The organism is Sphaerisporangium sp. NPDC005288, assembly GCF_040607475.1.
In the GTDB taxonomy this organism is placed as follows: Bacteria; Actinomycetota; Actinomycetes; order Streptosporangiales; family Streptosporangiaceae; genus Sphaerisporangium; species Sphaerisporangium rhizosphaerae.
On sequence record NZ_JBEXGT010000046.1, the window covers coordinates 23,199 to 45,997 of the forward strand.

Annotated in this window: 18 protein-coding genes; 8 read left to right on the forward strand and 10 right to left on the reverse strand. The window is 72.1% G+C overall.

The features are described from left to right. Nucleotides 1-34: 34 nt before the first annotated feature. On the reverse strand, nt 35-790 hold the full coding sequence (locus ABZU32_RS33130) for a GNAT family N-acetyltransferase (RefSeq protein WP_354928505.1): 756 nt from the start codon (nt 788-790) through the stop codon (nt 35-37). A gap of 4 nt (nt 791-794) precedes the next feature. Next, nucleotides 795-1,787 carry an RNA polymerase sigma factor gene (locus ABZU32_RS33135; protein WP_354928508.1) on the reverse strand — a complete coding sequence of 331 codons (993 nt, stop codon included), beginning with the start codon at nt 1,785-1,787 and terminating at the stop codon, nt 795-797. 198 nt (nt 1,788-1,985) lie between these two features. Here ABZU32_RS33135 and ABZU32_RS33140 point away from each other — a divergent pair, with 198 nt between their 5' ends. Continuing rightward, the gene (locus ABZU32_RS33140; protein ID WP_354845430.1) at nt 1,986-2,531 is read left to right on the forward strand and encodes a PadR family transcriptional regulator; all 546 of its coding nucleotides are present in this window, start codon (nt 1,986-1,988) and stop codon (nt 2,529-2,531) included. 48 nt (nt 2,532-2,579) lie between these two features. Next, a complete protein-coding gene (locus tag ABZU32_RS33145) occupies nt 2,580-3,902 on the forward strand; it encodes an NAD(P)/FAD-dependent oxidoreductase (protein WP_354928511.1) in 1,323 nt (440 codons plus the stop codon). 33 nt (nt 3,903-3,935) lie between these two features. Here ABZU32_RS33145 and ABZU32_RS33150 read toward each other — a convergent pair whose 3' ends face one another. Further along, nucleotides 3,936-4,991, reverse strand: a complete 1,056-nt coding sequence (locus ABZU32_RS33150; RefSeq protein WP_354928514.1) for a hypothetical protein — start codon at nt 4,989-4,991, stop codon at nt 3,936-3,938. 365 nt (nt 4,992-5,356) lie between these two features. Continuing rightward, nucleotides 5,357-6,832 carry an NCS2 family permease gene (locus ABZU32_RS33155; RefSeq protein WP_354928517.1) on the reverse strand — a complete coding sequence of 492 codons (1,476 nt, stop codon included), beginning with the start codon at nt 6,830-6,832 and terminating at the stop codon, nt 5,357-5,359. Between the two features lie 151 nt (nt 6,833-6,983). Here ABZU32_RS33155 and ABZU32_RS33160 point away from each other — a divergent pair, with 151 nt between their 5' ends. Beyond that, the gene (locus ABZU32_RS33160) at nt 6,984-7,265 is read left to right on the forward strand and encodes a DUF2530 domain-containing protein (protein WP_354928520.1); all 282 of its coding nucleotides are present in this window, start codon (nt 6,984-6,986) and stop codon (nt 7,263-7,265) included. Nucleotides 7,266-7,566: 301 nt separating this feature from the next. Here ABZU32_RS33160 and ABZU32_RS33165 read toward each other — a convergent pair whose 3' ends face one another. Beyond that, the gene (locus ABZU32_RS33165) at nt 7,567-10,623 is read right to left on the reverse strand and encodes a hypothetical protein (RefSeq protein WP_354928608.1); all 3,057 of its coding nucleotides are present in this window, start codon (nt 10,621-10,623) and stop codon (nt 7,567-7,569) included. Nucleotides 10,624-10,993: 370 nt separating this feature from the next. Further along, entirely contained in the window at nt 10,994-11,809 is an 816-nt protein-coding gene (locus tag ABZU32_RS33170) for a DUF3027 domain-containing protein (protein ID WP_354928523.1), read from the reverse strand. 325 nt (nt 11,810-12,134) lie between these two features. On the opposite strand from ABZU32_RS33170, the gene ABZU32_RS33175 reads away from it, so the two are divergent. After that, nucleotides 12,135-13,739 carry an MFS transporter gene (locus ABZU32_RS33175; protein ID WP_354928526.1) on the forward strand — a complete coding sequence of 535 codons (1,605 nt, stop codon included), beginning with the start codon at nt 12,135-12,137 and terminating at the stop codon, nt 13,737-13,739. A gap of 84 nt (nt 13,740-13,823) precedes the next feature. Here ABZU32_RS33175 and ABZU32_RS33180 read toward each other — a convergent pair whose 3' ends face one another. Both ABZU32_RS33180 and ABZU32_RS33185 read right to left on the reverse strand, forming a co-directional pair. Beyond that, nucleotides 13,824-14,222 (reverse strand): cold-shock protein, encoded by a 399-nt coding sequence (locus tag ABZU32_RS33180; protein WP_354845405.1) that lies wholly within the window; start codon nt 14,220-14,222, stop codon nt 13,824-13,826. Between the two features lie 63 nt (nt 14,223-14,285). Continuing rightward, the gene (locus ABZU32_RS33185) at nt 14,286-14,918 is read right to left on the reverse strand and encodes an HAD hydrolase-like protein (RefSeq protein ID WP_354928529.1); all 633 of its coding nucleotides are present in this window, start codon (nt 14,916-14,918) and stop codon (nt 14,286-14,288) included. Nucleotides 14,919-15,053: 135 nt separating this feature from the next. Between ABZU32_RS33185 and ABZU32_RS33190 the strand changes: the two genes are divergently transcribed. Continuing rightward, the gene (locus ABZU32_RS33190; RefSeq protein ID WP_354928532.1) at nt 15,054-15,698 is read left to right on the forward strand and encodes a helix-turn-helix domain-containing protein; all 645 of its coding nucleotides are present in this window, start codon (nt 15,054-15,056) and stop codon (nt 15,696-15,698) included. Here ABZU32_RS33190 and ABZU32_RS33195 read toward each other — a convergent pair. Further along, nucleotides 15,646-16,842, reverse strand: coding sequence for a hypothetical protein (locus ABZU32_RS33195; protein WP_354928535.1), 1,197 nt, complete (start codon nt 16,840-16,842; stop codon nt 15,646-15,648). The two genes, ABZU32_RS33190 and ABZU32_RS33195, sit on opposite strands and share 53 nt — an antisense overlap. 237 nt (nt 16,843-17,079) lie before the next feature. On the opposite strand from ABZU32_RS33195, the gene ABZU32_RS33200 reads away from it, so the two are divergent. From ABZU32_RS33200 to ABZU32_RS33210, 3 genes are all read left to right on the forward strand, one after another. Beyond that, the gene (locus tag ABZU32_RS33200) at nt 17,080-19,470 is read left to right on the forward strand and encodes a helicase C-terminal domain-containing protein (protein ID WP_354928538.1); all 2,391 of its coding nucleotides are present in this window, start codon (nt 17,080-17,082) and stop codon (nt 19,468-19,470) included. Between the two features lie 111 nt (nt 19,471-19,581). Continuing rightward, on the forward strand, nt 19,582-20,340 hold the full coding sequence (locus ABZU32_RS33205) for a hypothetical protein (protein ID WP_354928541.1): 759 nt from the start codon (nt 19,582-19,584) through the stop codon (nt 20,338-20,340). 178 nt (nt 20,341-20,518) lie between these two features. Then, a complete protein-coding gene (locus tag ABZU32_RS33210) occupies nt 20,519-22,165 on the forward strand; it encodes a DNA repair helicase XPB (RefSeq protein WP_354928544.1) in 1,647 nt (548 codons plus the stop codon). 233 nt (nt 22,166-22,398) lie between these two features. On the opposite strand, the gene ABZU32_RS33215 is transcribed toward ABZU32_RS33210, so the two are convergent. Next, a complete protein-coding gene (locus ABZU32_RS33215) occupies nt 22,399-22,737 on the reverse strand; it encodes a hypothetical protein (protein WP_354845387.1) in 339 nt (112 codons plus the stop codon). Nucleotides 22,738-22,799 lie beyond the last annotated feature (62 nt).

Genomic DNA, 22,799 nt, shown 5'->3' on the forward strand with positions numbered 1-22,799 from the left:
GGTCGCGGGGCCGTCGTCGAGCGTGTGCGGGTGCTCACTCGGAGAAGGTGAACAGGCGGTAGCGCGTCACCGTCTCGAAGCCGATGTTCCGGTACACCGGTTCCCCTTCGCTGCTCGCCTGGAGAGTCGCGACGCGCCGGCCCGACTCGCGGACGATCCGGAGCGCCTCCCGGGTCAGTGCGGTCGCGATCCCACGCCGGCGGTACGCCGGGTCGGTGGCGATGCAGTACAGGGCGCCCACGTCGGCGGTTCCGAGCGAGACGGTGCAGGTGCCGACGGTCTCGCCGTCGACGATGCCGGCGAGGCGGATGACGTTCGGGTAGCTGAACCTCAGTTCCCGGTCGACCACCAGGTCGAGGTCACCCTCGAGGCCGAGGGGGCCGGCGTAGGCGTACACGTAATCGTGCACCTCGGAGTCGCCGGCCGCGGGCCGGATGGTCAGCCCCTCCGGCATCCGGGCGTCGCGAACGGTCGTCACGTCGATCGCCATGACCGGCATGTCGCTGATCAGCTCGCCGCCGCGAGCGACCAGGCCGTCGGCGGTGCCCTCGTCGCTGTCCGCGCTCACCCACCAGCTCCACCGGGTGCCGGCCAGGTGCTTCTTCGCCTTCTCGACCGCCTGGTCGAGCGGTTGGTCGCATACTCGCAGCACTCCATTGAAGAGCACGTGATCGACGTCGGTGCGGTAGAGGGTCAGATCGGTGTCGGGCCGGTCACCGGCCCAGCCGCACCAGAACCGCCGGTTGGCGGCGAGCTGCGGTTCCAGATCATGGATGGAAAGTGTCGTCATACCCTCAGGACTTGGGGCGGCGGGCGAAAGTTCGATCCGGCGGACCACCGATTTCCGGACAGGCCGGGCGCGGCGCGTGGAGCAGGCGCACCTCGCTCACCAGCCCCTTGTTCTCCCGCAGCAGGAAGGTACCGCCGGGCGGGCAGTGGTCGGGGTCTTCCGGCGGGTTGACGAAGACGTTCTCCCACACGGTGATGCCACGCCCGGCGACCAGCCCGGTCAGCCGGGCGAGCACGCCCGCGTCGTAGTCGCGTCGCATCACGGCGAACAGCGACGCCAGTCCGGTCAGCCGCGCGCCGCTGGGCCACCAGATGGTCACATCGTCGGCCCAGCGTCCGCTCACCTGGCCCAGCGGCACGCCGTTCACGATCGCGGACAGGATCGTCGTCGCCTCATCGCGGCGTTCAGCGACCAGGGCCGCGGCGCTGTCGTGCCGCTCGTCCCGCACCCGGGGCAGGACGACGGCGAGCTGCCGCCGCGCTTCGCTCAACCGGCTGCGCACGGTGCCGACCGGGATCCCGCACAACATCGCGATCTGCTCGTAGGAGTTCTGAACCGTGAAGTAGCGCAGCAGCGCGACGGTCCGCGCGGCCGGCGAGAGCTGCTGGAGGCCGTGCCAGATCCAGTCGCGCTGGGCACTGCGCTCGACGTACGCGGCCGGGTCGTCCAGCTCCGGGGCGAGGAGATCCATTCCGGCCACACCGACCGGGATGGGCCTTCGTGTACTCAGCATCGTGCGGCAGTTGTTGCGGACGATCGCGTGCAGCCAGGGTCGCACCGCGGCGAGGTCGCGCAGTTCGCCGATCCGGCCGAACGCCGTGATCGCCGCGTCCTGGCAGGCGTCCTCGGCGTCGGGCCCGTAGCCGAGGATCCGATAGGCGACGGCCAGCATCCCGGCATAGTGCTGCTCGAACAACTCGGCGAAGCTTGCGCGATCGCCGAGCTGGGCGGCCCGGACCGATGCCTGAGTCTCCCATTTCGATTCGAGCGACGGCATGGCACGACTCTAATCCGCCCGCTGGACAGGTTCTTCCGCGCCACGAACATGAGTTCGATCACTCACCGCCCAGTCGTCAGCGCGAGAGTCATCGCATGCGGCTCAGCGTAGGCAGCCCTAGCCTCACAGTCACTCCGAGCACTCATATTTGAGTACTCTCTCTTGACCGTCAGATGGTGCTCGTGTTTGAGTACTCATATGCGAGCAACACGCCTATTCATTCTCGGCGCCCTGGCCGACGGCGGCCCCATGCACGGGCACAAGATCCGGGCCGCCGCGCAGATGGACCGGGTGGAGCTGTGGGCGGACATCAAGCCCGGATCGTTGTACGGCGCGCTGCGCCGGATGGCGGACGAAGGCAGCGTCGAGGTGGTCCGCACCGAACAGGAAGGCAACCTCCCTGCCCGCACCGTGTACGGCATCACCGACAAAGGCCGCACCGAGTTGGTCTCGCTGATCAGATCCATCCTCGCCGACACCAGGCTCCGGCCGGATCCGATCCAGGTGGTGCTCCTCCACGGCGGCGCGATCGGCCCCGGCGAACTGCACACGGCCATCCAGCAGCGCCGCGATGCCTACGCCACGCAACTCCACTTCTGGCGCACCTTGCGCGTCGAAGCCCAGCCATACCTGACCAGGCTGGAGGCCATCGCCTTCGACTACACCCTGATGCGGCTGGAGACGGAGCTGACCTGGCACGACCGCCTGCTCGCGGAACTCGCGGACACGGCCGAGCCGGCCTGACAGCACGGGCACCGCGAAGAGGCGCCCTCTACCAGAAAGCGGAAACCAATGTCACCTGGGCGTTTACACGTCGCCGTCATCGGCGGCGGCGTCGGCGGGCTCTGCTTGGCACATGGCCTGAGGCAGGCCGGCGTCAACGTCACCGTGTACGAACGGGATCTCACTCCCGACTCCCGGCTCCAGGGCTTCCGGCTCAACATCGAGCCGGCCGGGAGTCTCGCCCTGCACGCCTGCCTACCGCCCGCGCTATGGGAGGTGCTGGTGGCCAGCGCCGGCGACCCTGGGCCTGGGATCAGCTTCCTCGACGAGCGGATGCGACCGCTCGTCCGCATCGGCCAGGACGGCCGGGTCCCGGACCCGCTGGACCCCGCGACCGGCCGGCACGCGGTCAGCCGCGTCACACTGCGCAAGCTGCTGCTGGCCGGCCTGGGGGACGTCGTCCGCTTCGGCAAGGAGTTCACCGGTTTCACCCGGGTGGACGACGGGACGGTCACGGCGGACTTCGCCGACGGCACCACCGCGACCGCCGACGTGCTCGTCGCGGCCGATGGCGCCAACTCCCGGGTGTGGGCGCAACTCCATCCCTCGGCCGGCCGGACCACACTGCCGGCGACGGCCGTCGCCGGCAAACTCTTCCTCACCGAGGAGAACCGGCGATGGCTGCCGGAGCGGTTGCTCGCCGGCATGAACGTCTTCTGGCCACAGCAGGACTTCCTGTTCACCGCGATCTTCCGCAGACGCGAAGACCCGGCGGCGATCACCGCCAGGCTCGGTGACCGGTTACGTGCGCTCGGACTGGAGCCGGAGCGACTGCTGGCGAACTCGCATGACGACGACTACGTGTTGTGGGCGTTCATCGCACACCGTGACTCCCTTCCGGGCGACTTCACCACCAAAGCCCAGGCCGACCCGGCCGCGGTGCGGCGGATGCTGGCCGAACGGACCGCCGGGTGGCATCCCGACCTGCGCCGGTTACTCACCGAATCAACACCGGACACCCTCTACCGGACCGAGTTCACCGCCGCCGAACCACTCCGACCGTGGAAGACGGGCAACGTCACCGGACTCGGGGACGCCGTCCACCACATGCCCCCGGTCGGCGGACTCGGCGGCAACACGGCGCTGCGCGACGCGCACCGACTCTGCGCCGCGCTCACCGCGGCCGACCGCGGCGAGGAGCCGTTGCCACAGGCGTTGCACGCCTACGAGGCGGACATGCTGCGCCACGGGTTCCGCACCGTCCGCGACGTCGTCCGGAACACCAACGCCGCGATCATCCGCAGCCCTCTCAAGCGGTCGGCGACCCGGTGGTTCTTCCGCACCTGCGGAGCCATCCCACCCCTCGGCCGAGCGGTCTTCGGAGAGCGCTGAGGGGGTAGTGGGCATCCGACTGATCGCGGATTTCTAGGTATTGAAGCGAGAGGCCGTCACGCTTCCGAGTCCATTACTCCCCCCGTCTGTCAGGTACGCGGTTATCCCATCGCCGTGGAGGTTGATCCACGAGTAACGGTGTTCGGAGGTGTCTTTCGCATATATGAATTCGGTGTACACGGCGCCGGTTTTCACGCCGTTGAGGCTGGCCATGTCTGCGAAAAGAGCGCCCCGATTCTGCGAGTCTCCTGTCCGCCGTACGGTCACCCCGCCCTGGAGGAAGGCGATCCCTCCCTCGCCGCTGTTCGGTCCCACTACCAATGGGGTGATGACGGCGACCTTGGCGGTGAGGGATTCCAGGACAGGGTTGCGCACCTGAACGGTCGTGGTGAGGACGTGTTCTCGCTTGGGCGTGGTGCGGGAGGTGGCGACCAGGGTGTAGGTGGTGGCCCGCTTGGGGGCGTCGTCGGCGGCCGGTGACCAAGAACCGCCCGAGAGGTTGGTCGCCTGCCCGTCCGGGAACAGGATCTTGTAGTCGAAGTCGTCGGACCCCTCCCAGCGCAGCGTGATGTTCGCTCCCGCGGCCACCATGGCGTCATCCGCGCGGAAGTCGCGCGGCGCCGGGATCTCCTTCGGGGCGGTCTTCACCACCGCCAGCGCGGCCGAGCGATCATCGAGGCGCAGGTTCCCTCTTTTGGCATGCTCTTTCACTCCTAGCACGGCCAGCCCGGCGGTGGCGGCTACGGTGATGTTCTCCAGCGTCAGCACCAGGTGGTCCCCGGGCGCGAAACTCGCACCGGCGGGCGCGGTGACCAGGAAGGCGTCGGGGTCCTGCCGCTGGACGTCCACCGGCTTGGTGCCTGACGAGGTGGTGTACCGGCCCTGGGCCGTGACCGTAGTGATGTTCGGGGTGAGGTGGCCGGCGCCGTCGCCAACGGGCACCTGCACCCGGAACGTTCGCCAGGAGACCGATACCTGCCCGGTGTTGGTGACGACCAGATACACCGTCCCCGTGGACGGGGAGCGCCCGGCCGCTGACGCCTCCAGGGGCGCCGGGTCCGTGAGGAGGGTGTAGGTCAGCAGGGTCATGGTCACGACTCCTTCTCTTGCAGGACGGCGCACACCGATGAACGGCGCACAACGAAAGGACCGGGCCGGACAGGCGGTGACAGAGGAGATGCATCCGAGACCTGACGCCTGTGCCCCGCCACAGAAGTTCGCCTCCCTAGATCCAAAGCGCCGACATAGGGGCATTACAAGAGCACTAAAGGAGGCCAATTGGCGATATTCTCACCGTCTTGACAAACATTCGGACCACGCGTCACCGGCCGCCCAGCACCACCGCGGTAGGGTCCTCGCGGCGTTGGGTCCGGGCCTGGCAGGGGCGACGATGAAACGACGTGAGGCCGTCGCGGGTGACCGTTCAGGTCATCGCGACGGCCTCACGGGCATCGTCAGGCGAGCCCCAGCAGGATCTTGACGGGGCCGATGGCGAAGTAGATGACGAAGAGGGCGGCCACCAGCCAGAGGAGAGGGTGGACCTCGCGGGACTTGCCCTTGACCAGCTTGATGAGGACGTAGGTGATGAAGCCGGCGCCGATTCCGTTGGAGATGGAGTAGGTGAAGGGCATCAGGACGATGGTGAGGAAGGCCGGGATGGCGATCTCGTAGTCGTTGAAGTCGATGGCCCTGATGGCGGTCATCATCAGGAAGCCGACGACGACGAGGGCCGGGGCGGCCGCCTCGTAGGGGACGATCTTGACCAGCGGCGACAGGAAGGCCGCGAGCAGGAACAGGGCGCCGGTCACGACGCTGGCCAGGCCCGTGCGGGCGCCCTCGCCGACGCCGGCCGCCGACTCGATGTAGGTGGTGTTGGAGGAGGTCGACGCCGCGCCGCCCGCCGCGGCCGCGATCGAGTCGACCAGCAGGATCTCCCGGGTGCGCGGCAGCGTCCCCTCCTCCGACACCAGGCCCGCCTGGGCGCCGACGCCCACCACGGTGCCCATCGTGTCGAAGAAGTCGGTGATGAGCAGCGTGAACACGAACAGGACGGCCAGCACGGCGCTGATCTTGCCGAACGACCCGAACAGGCTGAACTGGCCGATCAGGCTGGTGTCGGGCACGCCGATGATCTGGTCGGGCATCGCCGGGACGACCAGGCTCCAGCCCGTGGGGTTCTTGCCGCCCATGGACGGGCCGACCTTGGCGATCGCCTCGACGATGATGGCGATCACGGTGGTGCCGATGATGCCGATCAGGATCGCGCCCTTGACCTTGCGGGCCACCAGCAACGCGGTGATCAGCAGGCCGATCACGAAGACGAAGATGGGCCAGCTGGTCAGCGCGCCGCCGATGCCGAGCTCCAGCGGCGTGCCGGCCGCCTTGCGGACGAAACCGGAGTCCACGAAGCCGATCAGGGCGATGAACAGGCCGATGCCCACGCTGATCGCGGTCTTCAACTGGCTTGGAATGGCGTGGAAGACCGCCGTGCGAAAGCCCGTCAGCACGAGGATCGTGATGACGATGCCCTCCAGGACGATCAGGCCCATCGCGTCCTCCCACGACATCTGGGAGGCGATGCCGAAGGCCACGAAGGCGTTCAGGCCCAGGCCCGCGGCCAGCGCGAACGGCACCTTGCCGACGAAGCCCATCAGGATGGTCAGCACACCGGCCGTCAGGGCGGTGGCCGCGGCGATCGCCGCGATGTTCGCCGAGCCGGTGCCGTCGCCCAGGAACTGGCCGTCGGCGTCCTTGGCCCCGCCGAGGATCAACGGGTTCAGCACGACGATGTACGCCATCGTGAAGAACGTGGCCAGGCCGCCACGGATTTCACGGTCGAGCGTCGAACGCCGTTCGGAGATCAGGAAATAGCGGTCGAGCCAGCCGAGCAGGCCGGCCGGCCGGGTCACAGGTGCGGTTATCTCGCTCACGCGGGCAGATTGACAGGCGGTATCACAGTCGGAAAGACCCCTGAGGCGCTCGTGGTCCGAATGAGACCAACTTGTGTGCAGTTCGGATTCGGAAGGAGGTTATCCGACCCGCCGAGCCTGGTGGAACCGTGTCTCGCCTAGGCTGGAACGCGTGAACGAGCCGCGCCCCCCGGATCCCACTCCGCTGGAGACCAAGGACGCCGTGACGATCATCGCGGGCACGGGCCTGTGGGTGGTCGCGCTGGTCGTGCTGCTCATCCTCCGCCCGTCCCCCGACCACCAGTGGTGGATCTGGACGTGCGTGGCCGGCGTGGGCCTGGGCATCTTCGGGTACTGGTTCGTCCGCCGTCGCGACCGGCGCGCCGCACGCGCCGAGACGGCCCCGGACGGCGCCCGCGACGACGCCTCCGTCCCCGGCCGCACCCCGTCCTGAAAGCCCCGGCCGGAGACCGAAAGACCGGAAGCCGGACGGACCGGCCTGGCCTGACCGGAAACCAGACGGACCGGCCTGGCCTGGCCGGAGGGTGGACCGAACGACCTGGCTGCGCCCGTCCTGAGAGGCCGGACGGGAAGCCTGCGGCCGGAGGAAAGCCCCGCCCCGGGCACGAGAGCCCGAGGCCGGAGGCCGTTCTGAGGCCGACGTCTCCTACGGCCCGGGCTGGGGGTCCCCTGGCCGCGCCCCCGTCGAGGAGAGTCAGGGGGCGCGGCGCAAGGGTGGGGCCGTACGGCGGGGGTCAGCCGTCGAGGTCGGCCTCGGCGAGGAGAAGCGGCACGGCCTGCGGGTCGCGCAGCAGGGCGGCGACCGCGAGCCGGTCCCCCCACTGCCCGCTCGCCCAGGCCAGCCCGCGGGCGAGGCCCTCGACCCCGCTCGCGTGGACGACGCCCTCGTGGAACCGCCACGGCACCGGCACGCCGTCCACGGTCAGCTCGGCGTGCTCGACGTAGCTCGACGGCGACGAGGGCAGCAGCGAGCGCACCTGCGCGGGCACCGGCCGTTCGACCCCGGACGAGGTGATCTCCGCTGCGACCTCCTCGCCGATCACCGGCAGGTCGAGCAGTTCCGACAGCGCTTCTGCCAGGTCGAACGGGGCCAGCACCAGCGGGCGGGAGGCCACCAGCGGCAGCAGGTCGGGCGCCTCGACGACGACCGGCCCGCCCGTGGCGGTCAGCCCTTCGGGAACCGGGCCGCCGTTGCCGCCGACGGGATGCCCGTCCTCGGCGTCGGCGACGACGATCTCGCCGTTCAGCACGGCCCGCACGGCGGTGGGCGGCGCCACCCTGGCGGGCTCCACGGCCGCGAGGGCCATCCACAGCGACCGGAGCTGGGCCCGGTCGACCTCCAGCGACGGGTCGGCCAGCAGGTCGAGCAGTTCGTCAGGACCGCCGTGGGAGGCCAGCAGCTCGGCCAGCGTCGTGCGCACGCCGATGAGCGCGAGCGCCGTTTCGTCCATCCCCTGGGGGGCGTCGCCGTACAGGCCGTACAGCAGCGGGTCGCCGGAGGGCAGGCGCAGCGAGGTGGGCCGTCCGCCGTCGAGCACGGGGTGACGTGACAGCCACCAGGCGGTGTAGGAGGGCACCTCGACGACCTCGCCGGCGACCAGCGCGCGCAGCGGCTGGAGCGCGGCGCGCAGCGGCGGACGCGACAGCAGCGCCAGCGCCGAGGGCCAGTCGGCGACGTACTCCAGGTCGCGGATCGCGGCGAACTCGCGCGCGACCGGCGGCACGTCGGCTTCGGGCAGCAGGTCGAGCACGGCCTCCAGCCATTCGTCCTCGGCGTCGAGGTCGTGGTCGCACTCGTCGGGGTCGAGCAGCACGTCGGAGTCGTTGACCACGGCGAAGCCGTCCAGCACGCCGGCGGCCGACAGCACGCGCGAGCCGTAGCGCTCGACCAGGTCGGGGGCGGCGACGCCGAACGGGACGTCCTGGTCGATCAGCTTGGCCAGCGACCCCTCGCCGAGCAGCAGCTCTCCCGCGGGGTACAGCTCGCCGTCGGCTCCGCGCAGGGCCAGCGCCGACAGCCACGGGGCCTCGCCGGCCGACAGCCCGGCGGCGTCGACCAGCGCGAGCACGGCCTGCGCCACGGGCTCGGGGTCGGCGCTGTCGAGCGACTCCGAGACGGTGGCGCGGGTCAGCGGGTCCTCCAGCACGCTTCTCGGGGTCGCCTCGGCGGCGCCGAGCCGCAGCAGCAGCGGGTGGGCGGCCTCGGGATGGACGACGCGCAGCCCGAGCGGGCCGAGGAGCGCGGGGTCCAGGGAGGACCCCTCGCTGAGCAGCAGCGTGCCGCGCGGGCCGCGCACGAGGCGGCCGTCGGCGAGCGGGACGGGTACGGCGCCGAGGGCCTCGCGGTCGTCGGCGGGCACCACGTCGTACAGCGACCGCCACCAGCCCGGGGTGGTGTCCTCCACGGCGTCGCCGGACAGCAGGTCGATCACGTCGGACAGCTCCAGGCGCCGGACGCCCAGGGCGTTCAGGGCAGGGTGCCGCGACGCCCACCCGGCCGGCAGCAGGCCGGGCACCACGTACGCGATCTTGTCGAGGAACTCGGCGGGACCGGCCACGACCGACGCCTGCCGGCCGGACACGACGTACGGCGCCTCGCCCTCGGCGGGCGCGGCCTGCGCGGCCGGTATCCGCGTCCCGGCGTCCTTGGCGTCCCCGGTGCCGCCCTGGTCGGCGGGCGGGGAGAGCGCCGGGAGCAGCGGGGTGTCGGGCAGGCGGCGCAGGATGGCCCGCCGGATCGCCGCGTCCAGCTCGGCCTTGCCCATCAGGCCGGGAACCAGGTCGAGCAGGCGGGGGGTGCGCGGCAGCGTGGCGAGCAGCCGCAGGTAGGTCTCGGCGGCCCGCTCGACCAGGAAGTCGGTGAGCGGTCCCGCGGCGACGTGCCGCCGGTCGGTGGCCAGCGGGAAGGTGGCGATGAGCAGCGCCGGCAGGTCCAGGGGCTCGTCGCTGGGCGTCGGGGCGTGCACGACCGGGGCGACGTCCTTGGGCAGGTCGCCGTGGGCGGCGGGGACGGCCCAGCGGACCAGCCAGGTGGGGCGGGCGCGCTCTTCGGTGGGACGTCCGGCGAACAGCTCGGCGACCTGCTCGGGGGTGAAGCGGCCGGACTCCTCGACCACCTGCCAGCCGTCGGCGGTGACCGTGCGCGTCTCGCCGCCGGCCTCGATCTCGATCACCGTGAGCGCGGGCATGGCGAGCATCAGCGCCGGGCCGGTCTCGTCGAGCATCTGGCGCACGGCCGGTTCGACGGTCGGGTCGCGCAGGGGCAGGCGCACGACGGTGTCGAAGCCGTCCGGCACGGGCACCGGCCCGGCCTCGAACGGCAGGCGCAGCAGCGGCACGTGCCCGCCGCGGACGCCCAGCTCGGTGGCCAGGGCGGGCTCGGCGGCGACGAGCGCGGCGGTCTCGGACCGCGACCAGCGAACCGCGCCGGTCGCCCGGGAGGCGATCACCGGCTCGTCGCAGACCGACACGACGGCCGCGAAGCCGACGCCGAACCGGCCGATGGAGCCGGTCTCGTCGCGCTTGGCGGACACCCGGAGCGTGGCGAGTCCTTCGACGCCGGACTCGTCCAGCGGGGCTCCGGTGTTGGCGGCGCTCAGAACGCCGTCGCGGAGGGTCAGCCGCAGCCGCCCGGGGACGCCCGCGCGCGCGGCGGCGTCGGCGGCGTTCTGCGCCAGTTCGACGATCAGCCGGTCGCGGTAGCCGCCGAGGGCGAAGTCCTCCTCGGCGTTGGCGTCCTCGCGGAAGCGCGCGGGCGAGGCCGTCCACGCGGCGAGGACGGTGTCGCGCATGCGTTCGGTGCCAAAGATGTCAGTCACCAGTCATGTCCAAAGGTGGAGGAGACGGGCCGGCCGCCCCCGTGCCGGCGATCGGATGGTTCGCGGCCTGCGACCCCGGGGACGACCCCCCAAGACCACGGCCCTGTGCAACGTCCCCCCGAAGCCCATGACGCGGGGAACGGCATCCCCGGATCTACGACCCTGAGGAACGACACCCCCGGACCTACGACCCTGTGGGACGGGACCTCCGGGCCTGTGGCCCTGAGGAATGGCGTCCCCGGGCCACGACCTTGAGGGATGCCGGTAGCCCCGCGGCCGGCCGGTGAGGGGGCCGGACGGCGCGCCCGGTGACCGGCCGCCTTCACCGGGACGCGGCCGGCGGTCAGGAATGGCCGAGCGGCTCGGCGCCTTCGTCGTCGACCGACCCCGCGGCGGGGACGCTCTCCTCGGGCATCAGGTCGTAGCCGAGATCGTCCAGGATGGGCATCGGCTGCTCGACGGAGGCGGGAGCGATCACGGCGGCCTCGGAGTGCGCGCCGCACCCGTGGTCGGCGGCGACGACCTTGCCGTCGTCGGGCGCGTACTCGTTGGCGCAGACGCCGAAGCCCAGGCGCAGCGCGCCGGCGAGCGGCCAGTAGAAGCCGCAGGTGGAGCACTGCGCGGGCGCGGCATGGGCGAGCGGGGTGTGCGGGCCGGAGTCGCCGGCGTGCCAGCGGTGCACGGCGCGGTCACGCCCGATCGCCGACAGGACCCGAGCCCGGCCGAGGCCGTACTCGAAGATCATCTGCCGGTCGGCGTCGTCGTCGGTCTCGGTGAACCCGGGCGCGAGGCGGTCGTCGTCGTCGGAGGTGGGCAGCAGGTCGCCGACGCCGAGGTCGCCGGGGAGCAGTCGCTCGCTCCACGGCACCCAGGCCGGCGGGAGCAGCGCGCCCGCGCCCGGCAGCAGCACGGTCTCGCTGATGGTCACGTTACGCGCGCGGGAGGCACGGGTCACGGTGATGGCCCAGCGCCAGCCGCGGTAAGCGCGGTCGAGACAGGCGAAGTAGTGCGTGACGACGCGCTCACCCTCGGCCTGGAAACCGAGATGCTCGCCCACCTCGCCGGGGCGGGCGATCTCCTCGGCGGCGGCCCGCGCCGGCTCCACGGCTGCGGCGCAAGCCTGGTCGGCGGTGAAGGTGCGGGAACGAGTGCGGTTCACATGTCAATTCTCACCCATGCGGCGAGCGGACATCACGCGTATGGGTCGGGTAAGACTGGAAACCGAAGCGGCACGCCATCAACCGGAAGATCCACCGCCAAGGAACCGCCCGCACCGACTCGCCGGCCCGGGCCACGGGCACCTGAGTAGACAAGAACGCGGACGGGCCGGGCGGCGGAGATCCCCGGCGGCGACGAGCGAGCAGGAAGGGGAAACGCGTGCGACGTCCGGCCACCGGTACGAGCACCGGCGCTTCCCCCGCAGGCGTGTGATGGCGGCGTCCTGGCATCGTGGGCGGGCATCGCTGGGGCGCGCGGGGCGCGCCGTGGCGGACGCGGGCCGCGGCGCCGTCCGTGCCGGTCGCTCGGCCGCCCGTAACACCGCGGGCGCGGGACGGTCGGTCGCCCGGGGGACGGCGCGCGCCGGCCGTGGGGTGGGGCGGGCGACGCGCAAGCTGACCCACGCCCAGGGCGCCGGCCGCACCGGGCTGGGCCGCCTGATCGAGCTGACGGCGGCCCACAGCGCCGGGGACGCGCTCATCACGGTCGGCCTGGCCGGCACGCTGCTGTTCGGCCTGCCCGTGGACCAGGCGCGCGGCCAGGTCGCGCTGTACCTGCTGATCACGATGGTGCCGTTCGCCGTGGTGGCGCCGTTCGTCGGGCCGGTCCTCGACCGGTTCCGGTCGGGGCGCCGGTACGTCATGGCGGGCACGCTGTTCGCGCGGGGGCTGCTCTGCTGGGCCATGGCGGCGGCGATCGGCCCGGCCGACGGGCTGACGCTGTTCCCCGCCGCACTGGCCGTCCTGGTGCTGTCGAAGGCCTACAACGTCTCGCGGGCCGCCATCATGCCGAGCGTGCTGCCCGCCGACATCACGCTGGTCACGGCGAACGCGCGGGTGGCGCTGTTCTCGCTGGTGAGCGCCGCGCTCGCGGCGCCGGTGGCGGTCGGCCTGACCGCGTGGCCGGGCGCCGCCTGGCTGCTGCGCGTCACCATGGTGATCTTCCTGGTGGCGGGGGTGGCCGCCGTACGGCTGCCCCGCCATGTCGACGCCCCCGATCTCGGGCTGGACGACGAGGCCGCCGAGGAGATCGCGGACGGCGCCGCGAGCGAGCCCCCGGACGGCCGCGCCGCCGGCCACCCGGAGGGTCAGGCCGGTGGGCCGCCGGACGATGACGGCGACAGGGCCAGGCTCAGGGGCGGCGACCAGGGCGGAAGCAGGGCCGGGCGTGGCAGGGGGCGGGCGCGCTGGCGCACGCTGCTCAACGTGGGGCCGGTGGTGTCCGAGGCGATGCAGGCCAACGCCGCCATCCGCGTCCTGTCCGGCTTCCTGATCTTCTTCCTGCTCTTCCTCGTGCAGGACGGGAACCTGCGGGGGACCGGCCTGCCCGAGCAGGTCATGATCGCGATTCTCGCGGGCGGCGCCGGGGCGGGCGGCCTGCTCGGCGCGGCGGTCGCGTCCTGGACGCGCGGTCGCTCCCCGCAGCTCATCGCGCTGATCGCGCTGGCGTTCTCCACGGTCGCGGTGGGGGCGGCGGCGTTCTTCTTCTCGTTGTGGACGGCCGTCGGGGTGGCGCTGGTCGCGGGTCTCGCCCAGGAGATCGGCAAGCTGGCGTTGGACGCGACCGTCCAGCGGGAGATCGGCGAGGAGGTCCGGTCCTCCACCTTCGGCGTCGTGGAGGCGCTGCTGCAGATCGCCTGGGTGGGCGGCGGCCTGGCCGGGCTGATGTTGTCGCTGCTCTCGGGCCCCTCGGCCGGTCCCGTGGGCCTGGCGGTGGTGACGGCCGCGCTGGCCGCCGCGCTGCTCTGGCTGGTCCTCACGCGGCGCCGGCGGCTGCGCGCGCACACCGAGCGCGTCCTCGCCGAGCACGGGCCCGGCTCACCCGGCGCCAAGCTTGGGACGACCAAGCCGTTGACCGATCCCCATCACTGAGGCGCGCCTGTGGGCGGGCATGACGGTGAGGCCCCATCGTGACCTTGATGAATGGGGCGGGGAGAGGAGCGCGGACGCCTGCGCTCAGGCGTCGATGTCGTCGGCGACGGCCCGCAGCACCGTCGCGATCTTCTTGGCGTGCGCGGCGTCGGGGTGCTTGCCCCTTTGGTACGAATTAGAGACGTCATCGAGCAGTTTGATCAGGTCCTCGACGATGACGACGAGTTCGTCCGGCTTCTTGCGCTTACCTTTCGGCTTCACGGTCTTGGCGAGCGTCGGCGGCTGCTCCAGTACGCGGACCGAAAGCGCCTGCTGGCCACGGCGGCCCTCGGCCACGCCGAACTCGACCTTCTGACCCGGCTTGAGCGCTTCCGTGCCTTTGGGAAGCGCTGATGAATGTACGAACACCTCTCCGCCGTCGTCGCGGGTGAGGAATCCGAAGCCCTTGTCAGCGTCGTACCACTTGACCTTGCCAGTAGGCACAGGGGTGACCTCGTTCAGACTGTCATGAATGGTAATGGATGTAGGTTATGCCCACCGGGGGCATCACATGACCGTCGAAACGGCCCTGATTTCCGGGCTCCGCGAGACGCACCACGCGTTGTACCAGCTTCCGAAGCGCGTCAGATCGGGCAGCACCACATCAGCTCCGTGATCTTGCAGCGCCTGCTCGGTGTACGGGCCCGTCGCCACGGCGACGCTCACCGCGCGCCCCGCCCGGGCCGCCTCGATGTCGGCCACGTGATCTCCGACATAGGCGGCGGCGCCGAAGCGGGAGATCGCCACGCCTTTGGCCGCGCCGAACACCGACCCCACCACCTCGTCGACGTCCAGGCCCAGCGTCTCGACGGTCCGGCCGGCCCCGACGATGTGCTTGCCGGTGACCACGATGACCCGCCCGCCGCGCCGGCGGACCTCCGCGACGGCCTCGGCGGCGCCGGCCATCGGCGTGGTCATCGCGACAGCGACGTCCGGATACAGGGAGCGGTACAGGGCCGCGGCGGCCGGGACCGCCTCCGCCGGCAGCCAGTGCGCCAGCTCCTGCTCCAGCGGCGGGCCGAGCCGTTCGACAACGGCGGCGGTGTCGATCGCCACGCCGAGACGGCGCGCCACCTCCTCGTACACCGCCGCGATCCCGGCGCGGGTGTCGGCGAGCGTCAGGTCAAGGTCGAATCCCACGGAACACACCCTTGAAGGATGCCAAATGGACGGCACCCCGCGAACCCCTACGGCTCGGGCGACCCGCGACGCCGATTCGACGGGAACTGACACACTTTGACCACATAAAGTCGGGGCCGGAGGTGACCACGGGCAATGACCAGATCGACGCGCGCACGGATCATCGACGAGTCCCTCAGGCTCTTCGCCGAGCGCGGCTACGCGGCGACGTCGGTCGCCGAGATCGAGGCCGCCTCAGGGCTGTCCCCCGGGGCCGGCGGCCTGTACCGGCATTTCAGGTCCAAGTACGAGGTGCTGGCGGCCGCGATCAACGAACACGCCGCCCGCACCCGTTCACAGGTCACCGAGGCGCTGGTCGAGGTGGAGGCCGTCGGCACGTCGATACCGATCGAGGAGCGGCTGGACCGCCTGTGCCGGGCCGGGCTGGCCAAGGTCCGCGACGAGAGCCGGCTCACCCGCGTCTTCTTCCGCGACCTCAGCCAGTTCCCCGAGCTGGTCGCCGTCGTCCGCGAGGGCCTGCTCCAGCCCATGTTCGACGCGATCACGACGTGGTTCCGCACCCAGCCGGAGTACGCGGACGCCGACCTCGACTGGCCGGCGATCGGCGCCGTGCTGGGGGGCGCGGTGGTGCACTACCGGCTGTTCCAGGAGACCGTCGGCGAGCCTCCGGGACGCGCCGACCGCGACCGTTTCGTCGCCTCGTGGGTGCGCCTGTCGCTCGGGCTGATCAGCGCAGGACGCCCAGCGTCTGCCGCCGGGGTGGCGGAGGTGGCGGGTTGAACAGGCGATAGGCCAGCCAGGCCACGCCGCCTGCCGCACCCAGCATGAACATCAGCCCGCTGACGTGCCAGAACGAGGTGACGAACGCCGTGAAGCCGTCGCCGGGGGTCTCAGGGGCCCGCAGGGCCCCGAGCAGGACGCCGCCCACGACGTAGGCCGTGATCGGCGTGAACAGCCCCGTCATCCGGTCTTTGAACACCCACGCGTCGCAGGACAGCACCGTCAGCGCGGCCAGCGCCCACACCAGCACGGGCACGGGGAAGATCGCGATGGACGGCAGGGGAAGCGGCACCAGCAGGCCCGACAGCAACAGCAGGGCCATGCCCACGACGGCGCGGCGGTCGTTGGCCAGGACGGTCCGCGCGTCGCGCCCGTCGGCGGCCTTGGGCACGGCCATCGCGCCCCGGCCGAACCGGCCCAGCAGCGGAGCCGGCGCGTCGCGCGGCACGGGACGGCGCGCTCCGGGGGCGGCGCCGCGCGGCAGCGGGCGCGCGGGCCTCGGCGGGCGGAGCGGCCGCACGGGACCCACCGGCCGGCCGTCGTCCACCACGGCGGGAAGGACCTCGGTCGCCGAGTCGCCGAACTCGTCGCCGGCGGCGGAACCGGCGACAGGACCGGTCGCGGGGCCGGAGACCGGCACCGGGGGGAAGACCGACGTGGAGGCCTCCTCCACCGGCGCGACCGGCGGGCCCTCGGCTCCGTCCGGGCCGGGCCCCCCGCCCTGGGGCGACACGGAGGAGGCGGACGACGGGGAGCCGGGCCGTACGGAACCGGGCCGCGCGGACCCGGCGGCCGGACGCGACAGGGACGAAGGAGGGGACAGAGACGAAGGCCGGGACACGGCCCCAGGACGGCCGCCGCGGACGCCGCCGGGACGCCGCACGCCGGCGGCCCGCCGGGCGGGCTCGGGCTCGGCGCCGGTCAGCCGCGCGACCTCCCGCTGCAGCAGGACCGCGGGATCGCCGAACCGGGCGAGCACTCTGCGCACGGCCGCCGGGTCTTCGCTGCCCCGGCGTTCCTCCTCGATGCGTGCGCGCAACCGCTGCACGAAGTCGAGGCGCTGATCGGTGCGGAGCACGCCATGGGCGGCGTCCGCCACCTTGGCGACGTACTCGAGGACCAGCTGATCGGCGCGCTCGATCACTCTCGCCATACTGCCCCAGCGCTCCGGCCCGCGCACCGTTTCGCGGAAATGACTATCCTCACCGCTCCCCATGCCTCGCCCTCGCGCCTCCCGTCCGGACGCCGCCGCGGCCCGGCGCGGGCGAACACCGGTGATCAGGCTGGCGTACGACGGCCCATGGGCTCCTACCATGGAGGGGACGCTCCCACGGCGTGGGGCGTGCGGCGGATGCCGGTGGACAGGGGGTTCGGTGGAGCGATGAACACCGAGTTCACCGATTGGCTGCGCGGCCTCGGCGACGACCGGCTGCGGGCCCTGGTCGCGGCCCGTCCCGAGCTCATCACCCCGGTTCCCGCGCACGTGGAGGGCCTGGCGATCCGGGCGACCAGCCCGTCGGCCACCGGCAGGGCCCTGGACCGGCTCGACCGCTTCGCCCTGGCCGTGGTCGAGACGCTGCTGGTCATGACCGCCGAGGACGGTCCCGGCCTGTCGCAGGACGACCTGCGCGCGGCGATGGCCGGCGCGGTGCCCGAGCAGGATGCCGCGCGGCTGGACGGGCCGCTGCGCGAGGCCGTCGACGGGCTGCTGTCGCTCGGCCTGGTCTTCGGCCCCGCCTCGGCCCTGCGGCTCGCCCCCGGCGTGCGGGACGTCTCCGAGTCCCCTGCCGGGCTCGGGCCGCCGGTGGCCGAGGTGTTCCGGCACCACCCGCCCGAACGGCTGCGCGAGCTGATCCAGGCCATCCACCGCGGCGACACCGGCCGCGAGGAAGCCGTCCCCGAGCGCCTGGCGGGCCTGCTCGCCGAGGGCGGCATCGTCGAGCGCCTGCTGGGCGACGTCGGCCCGCAGGCCCGCGCCGCGCTGGAAGAGCTCGCGTGGGGCCCGCCGACCGGCCGCCTGCCCAACGCCCGGCGTGAGGTCACCGTGGCCACCGCGCAGTCGCCGATCGAGCAGCTGCTCGCCCGGGGCCTGCTCGCCGCGACCGGCGAAGAGAGCGTCGTCCTGCCTCGCGAGGTCGCACTGGTGCTGCGCGGCGGGCGGGTGCACCGCGACCTGCGCCCCTGCGCCCCGCCGCTGGAGGGCGCCGAACGCGACCGGTCCCTGGCCGACCGCACGGCCGCCGGCCAGGCGTTCACCTTCGTGCGCATGGTCGAGGAGCTGTGCGAGCACTGGAGCGTGGACGGGCCGGGCGTTCTGCGCGCGGGCGGCGTCGCCGTGCGCGACCTGAAGCGCACCGCGCAGCTTCTCGACCTGCCCGAGTGGACGGCCGCCCTGGTGGTGGAGGTCGCCTACGCCGCGGGCCTGGTGGCCTCCAGCGCGCCGGTGGACGGCGAGTGGCTGCCCACGACCGGCTACGACGTCTGGCGGGTGAAGGCGACCGAGGATCGCTGGGAGGTGCTGGCGTCGAACTGGCTGGCCGGCGACCGCGTGCCCGGCCTGGTCGGCGAGCGTGACGACCGCGACCGCCTGCTGAACGTCCTGCATCCCGAGCTGCGCCGTCCGGCCGCGGCGGAGGTGCGGCTGCGGACGCTGCGGGTGCTCGCCTCGGCCGCCGCGGGGCTCGCCCCCTCCGCCGCCTCGGTGCGCGAACGGCTGGCGTTCGAGCAGCCCCGCCGCCGGGGCGCCTACCGCGACCGGCTGGTCGACTTCACCCTGCGCGAGGCCGAGCAGCTCGGGCTCACCGGGCTCGGCGCGCTGTCCCGCTTCGGCCGCGCGCTGCTCCCACCGGCCACCGCGGGCGAGCCCGCCCGGCTGCTGGCGCCGCTGCTGCCCGAGCCGGTCGACCACGTGCTGCTCCAGGCCGACCTGACGGCCGTCGCGCCGGGTCCGCTCACCAGCGAGCTGGGACGCTGGCTGTCGCTGGCCGCCGACGTCGAGTCGAAGGGCGGAGCGACGGTCTACCGGTTCGGCGAGGAGTCGGTCCGGCGGGCGCTGGACGCCGGGTCCAGCGCGGACGAGCTCCTCGCCACGCTCGAGAGGCATTCCACGACGCCGGTGCCGCAGCCGCTGCGCTACCTGGTGGCCGACGTCGCCCGCAGGCACGGCCGCGTCCGGGTCGGCACGGCGGGCTCCTACGTGCGCTGCGACGACCCGGCCGTGCTGGACGAGGTGATGGCCGACAAGCGCGCCGTGCCGCTGCGGCTGCGCCGGCTCGCGCCCACGGTGATCGCCTCGCGCAGCTCGCGGGCCGTGGTGGTCGACACGCTGCGGGCTCTCGGGTACTCCCCGGTCGCCGAGTCCTCCGAGGGCGACGTGCTGGTGACCCGGGCCGACGCCAAGCGCACCGAGCGCCCGCCGGCGGCCCGCCCCGCGCCGGGCGCGGCCGGCCCCGAGGCCGACGTGGTGGCGGCGGCCGTCCGGGCGATCAGGGCCGGCGACGACGCCCACCTGGCGCGCAGGCGGACGGTGGCGGCCCCTGACGGGCAGGTGCCGCGTTCTCCTTCGACGGGCACGGTGATGGCGCTGCAAGAGGCCATCCGGCAGGGCACGCGCGTCTGGATCGGCTACATGGACTCCCAGGGGCACGCCACCAGCCGCATCCTGGAGCCGGCCCGCATGGAAGGCGGCTATCTGACGGCCTACGACGAGACGCGCGCGGCGGTCCACCGGTTCGCGCTGCATCGCATCACGGGCGTCGCCGACGTCAACTGACGGGCGCACGCGCCGTCCACGGGGATCACGTTCCCGGCATTGCCAGGGCACGACAACCCCATGGCGTGGTAAATGTTGATCAGCTCCACCATCATCAGAATTGAGACGATCTTGAGCAGCGGCACTCCCGAGCCCGCCGGGCACTCCCCGAACGGCTGGCAGAGTCCCCACGGATCGCAGGACGGCAACGGCGGCCCGTCGTCGCCTTACGACCAGGGATACGGCCGGCAGCAGTACGGCGGACCGACGCCGTACGACCAGAGCGGCCCCGCGCAGCAGCCCTACGACGCGTACGGCAGGCCGGGGCAGGGGTCCTACGACCAGCAGCCCTACGGCTCCCCCGGGCAGCAGCCCTACGGCGCGCCCGCGCGGCAGCCCTATGACGCCTACGGCGCCGGGGGACAGCCGTACGACCAGCAGTACGGCGCCTCCGGGCAGCCGTCGTACCCGGCCGGCGGGCAGCAGCCCTACGGCCAGCCCGGCTACGGCCAGCCGGGCTACGGCGACCCCGGTTACGCCCAGCAGGGTTACGGCCAGCCCGGTTACGGACAGCCCGGGTACGACCAGCAGTACGGGTACGCGACCCCCTACCCGCCCTACGGTCACCCGGCCAGGCCGGCGGGCGACGGGCCTCGCACCCATGCCATCGTCGCCCTGATCATCAGCATCCTGCTCGCCATGAGCTGCTACGTCTCGCTGGGCGGCATCGCCGGGGTCGTCCTGTCCGGCATCGCGCTCGGCAAGGCCGACACCGAACCCGACCGCGCGCGGTCGCTGCTGAAGTGGGGCTGGGTCGCCATCGGCGTCAACATCGGCCTGGTGATCATCGGCGTCGCCGTCCTCATCGTCGTCGGCGTCACCTCCAGTTGACCGCGAGGCGCCCTCGCCGCACGACGGCCGGGCGCCCGCGGCCCCGGACATCTCCCGCGCAACGCCGGAGCGGCGTCAAGGCGCGGGAAAGCGGGACTGATCCGGGCCGCCGTCTTGTTGGATAAGCGGACGGGACCGCCGGCACGGTGGCCGTACGCGAACCCCAGGAGATCGAAACGTGTCTGATGGCCCGCTGATCGTCCAGTCGGACAAGACGCTGCTGCTCGAGGTCGAGCACGAGAGGGCGGACGACTGCCGCAAGGCGATCGCGCCGTTCGCCGAGCTCGAGCGGGCGCCCGAGCACGTCCACACCTATCGCGTCACCCCGCTCGCGCTGTGGAACGCCAGGGCCGCCGGGCACGACGCCGAGCAGGTCATCGACGCGCTGATCGGCTTCAGCCGCTACCCGGTGCCGCACGCCCTGCTGGTCGACATCGCCGAGACGATGTCCCGGTACGGCAGGCTCCGGCTGGAGAAGAGCGACCACCACGGCCTGACGCTGACCAGCACCGACAGGGCCGTGCTAGAAGAGGTGCTGCGGTCCAGGAAGATCCAGCCGATGCTCGGCGAGCGCGTCGGCGAGGACGTCGTGGCGGTGCACCCGAGCGAGCGCGGCAACATCAAGCAGGCCCTGCTGAAGATCGGCTGGCCGGCCGAGGACCTCGCGGGGTACGTCGACGGCGAGCACCACCCGATCACGCTGGCCGAGGAGGGCTGGCACCTGCGCCCCTACCAGCGGGAAGCGGCCGACGCCTTCTGGCACGGCGGTTCGGGGGTCGTGGTGCTGCCGTGCGGCGCCGGAAAGACCCTCGTCGGCGCGGCGGCGATGGCGCACGCCGAGGCGACCACGCTGATCCTGGTGACCAACACCGTCTCCGCCCACCAGTGGAAGCAGGAGCTGCTCAAGCGCACCTCGCTCACCGAGAGCGAGATCGGCGAGTACACCGGGACCAAGAAGGAGATCCGCCCGGTCACCATCGCCACCTACCAGGTGATGACGACCCGCCGCCAGGGCGTGTACCGGCACCTGGAGCTGTTCGACGCCCGCGACTGGGGCCTGGTCATCTACGACGAGGTGCACCTGCTGCCCGCGCCGATCTTCCGGATGACCGCCGACCTGCAGGCCAGGCGGCGGGTCGGGCTGACCGCGACGCTGGTCCGCGAGGACGGCCGCGAGGGGGACGTGTTCTCCCTCATCGGCCCCAAGCGGTACGACGCGCCCTGGAAGGAGATGGAGAACCAGGGCTGGATCGCGCCGGCCGACTGCGTGGAGGTGCGGGTCACCCTCACCGACCAGGAGCGGCTGGCCTACGCCATGGCCGAGCCCGAGGAGCGCTACCGCTTCTGCGCGACGACCCCGTCCAAGGCGCACGTCACCGAGACGCTGGTGCGGCGGCACGCGGGCGAGCAGGTGCTGGTCATCGGCCAGTACATCGACCAGCTGGACGAGCTGGCCGAGCATCTCGACGCGCCGGTGATCAAGGGGGAGACGCGGGTCAAGGAGCGCGAGCGGCTGTTCCAGGCGTTCCGCGACAAGGAGATCAAGGTGCTGGTGGTCTCCAAAGTGGCGAACTTCTCGATCGACCTGCCGGAGGCATCGGTGGCCATCCAGGTGTCGGGGACGTTCGGGTCGCGTCAGGAGGAGGCGCAGCGGCTCGGCCGGGTGCTGCGCCCGAAGGCGAGCGGCGGGGGCGCGCGCTTCTACTCCGTGGTCAGCCGGGACACCGTCGACCAGGACTTCGCGGCGCACCGCCAGCGGTTCCTGGCCGAGCAGGGGTATGCGTACCAGATCATCGACGCGGACGACGTGCTCGCCAGCGAGTGATCTTCGCTGAGCGGCACGCCGCCGACCCCCCAACCCGTCCCAGGAAAGGCTCCCCCCAGGCGACGGGCATTCAGGTCCAGGAAATACCGTGGGCCCTGTTCAACCACATCACCCCCTCGCTTATTGGCTGCCTCGGCGCCAACTGCGACATACCCCCATGATTCAATCGAATCACAAGGTTTGTCCCGCTTTTTCAGGATTTTGAGAGAAGCTAACGCAACGTGTCGGCCAGATCACCGACCGACTAACCCGCCGACGTAAAGCACGGCCAGGGCTATTAGCCAGGAAGCGGTCGCGATTCCCACAAGTATCAGCGACTTTTCTGGATATCTGCGCATTAGGGGTGGCAGAAGACCGCCCGCCGTGCCGATGGCCCCGAGGAACGCGAAGAGGCCGGACAGCATCGACACCAGGGTCAGGCGGTCCATGCACGCGTCCGGCATCTCGCCGGTCCCGCAGAACGCCGCCAGCCCCCAGCCCGCGAAGACCGACAAGGTCCACAGGCCGCCGAGCAGCATGTTCGCAAGAGCGGGAATGACCGGGGACACCGCCACCGGGGCTCGCATCGTCACCCTCACTCGAGTACCCAAAGGTCAAGACCAGGCAAACTCCGCACAAGCGTCGCATCGTACGC

Coding starts and splice junctions, on each gene's coding strand:
- ABZU32_RS33135 (WP_354928508.1), bottom strand. CDS start 1,787: ATGCCGTCGCTCGAATCGAAATGGGAGACTCAGGCATCGGTCCGGGCC.
- ABZU32_RS33165 (WP_354928608.1), bottom strand. CDS start 10,623: ATGCGCGACACCGTCCTCGCCGCGTGGACGGCCTCGCCCGCGCGCTTC.
- ABZU32_RS33145 (WP_354928511.1), top strand. CDS start 2,580: ATGTCACCTGGGCGTTTACACGTCGCCGTCATCGGCGGCGGCGTCGGC.
- ABZU32_RS33130 (WP_354928505.1), bottom strand. CDS start 790: ATGACGACACTTTCCATCCATGATCTGGAACCGCAGCTCGCCGCCAAC.
- ABZU32_RS33190 (WP_354928532.1), top strand. CDS start 15,054: ATGACCAGATCGACGCGCGCACGGATCATCGACGAGTCCCTCAGGCTC.
- ABZU32_RS33200 (WP_354928538.1), top strand. CDS start 17,080: ATGAACACCGAGTTCACCGATTGGCTGCGCGGCCTCGGCGACGACCGG.
- ABZU32_RS33150 (WP_354928514.1), bottom strand. CDS start 4,991: ATGACCCTGCTGACCTACACCCTCCTCACGGACCCGGCGCCCCTGGAG.
- ABZU32_RS33140 (WP_354845430.1), top strand. CDS start 1,986: ATGCGAGCAACACGCCTATTCATTCTCGGCGCCCTGGCCGACGGCGGC.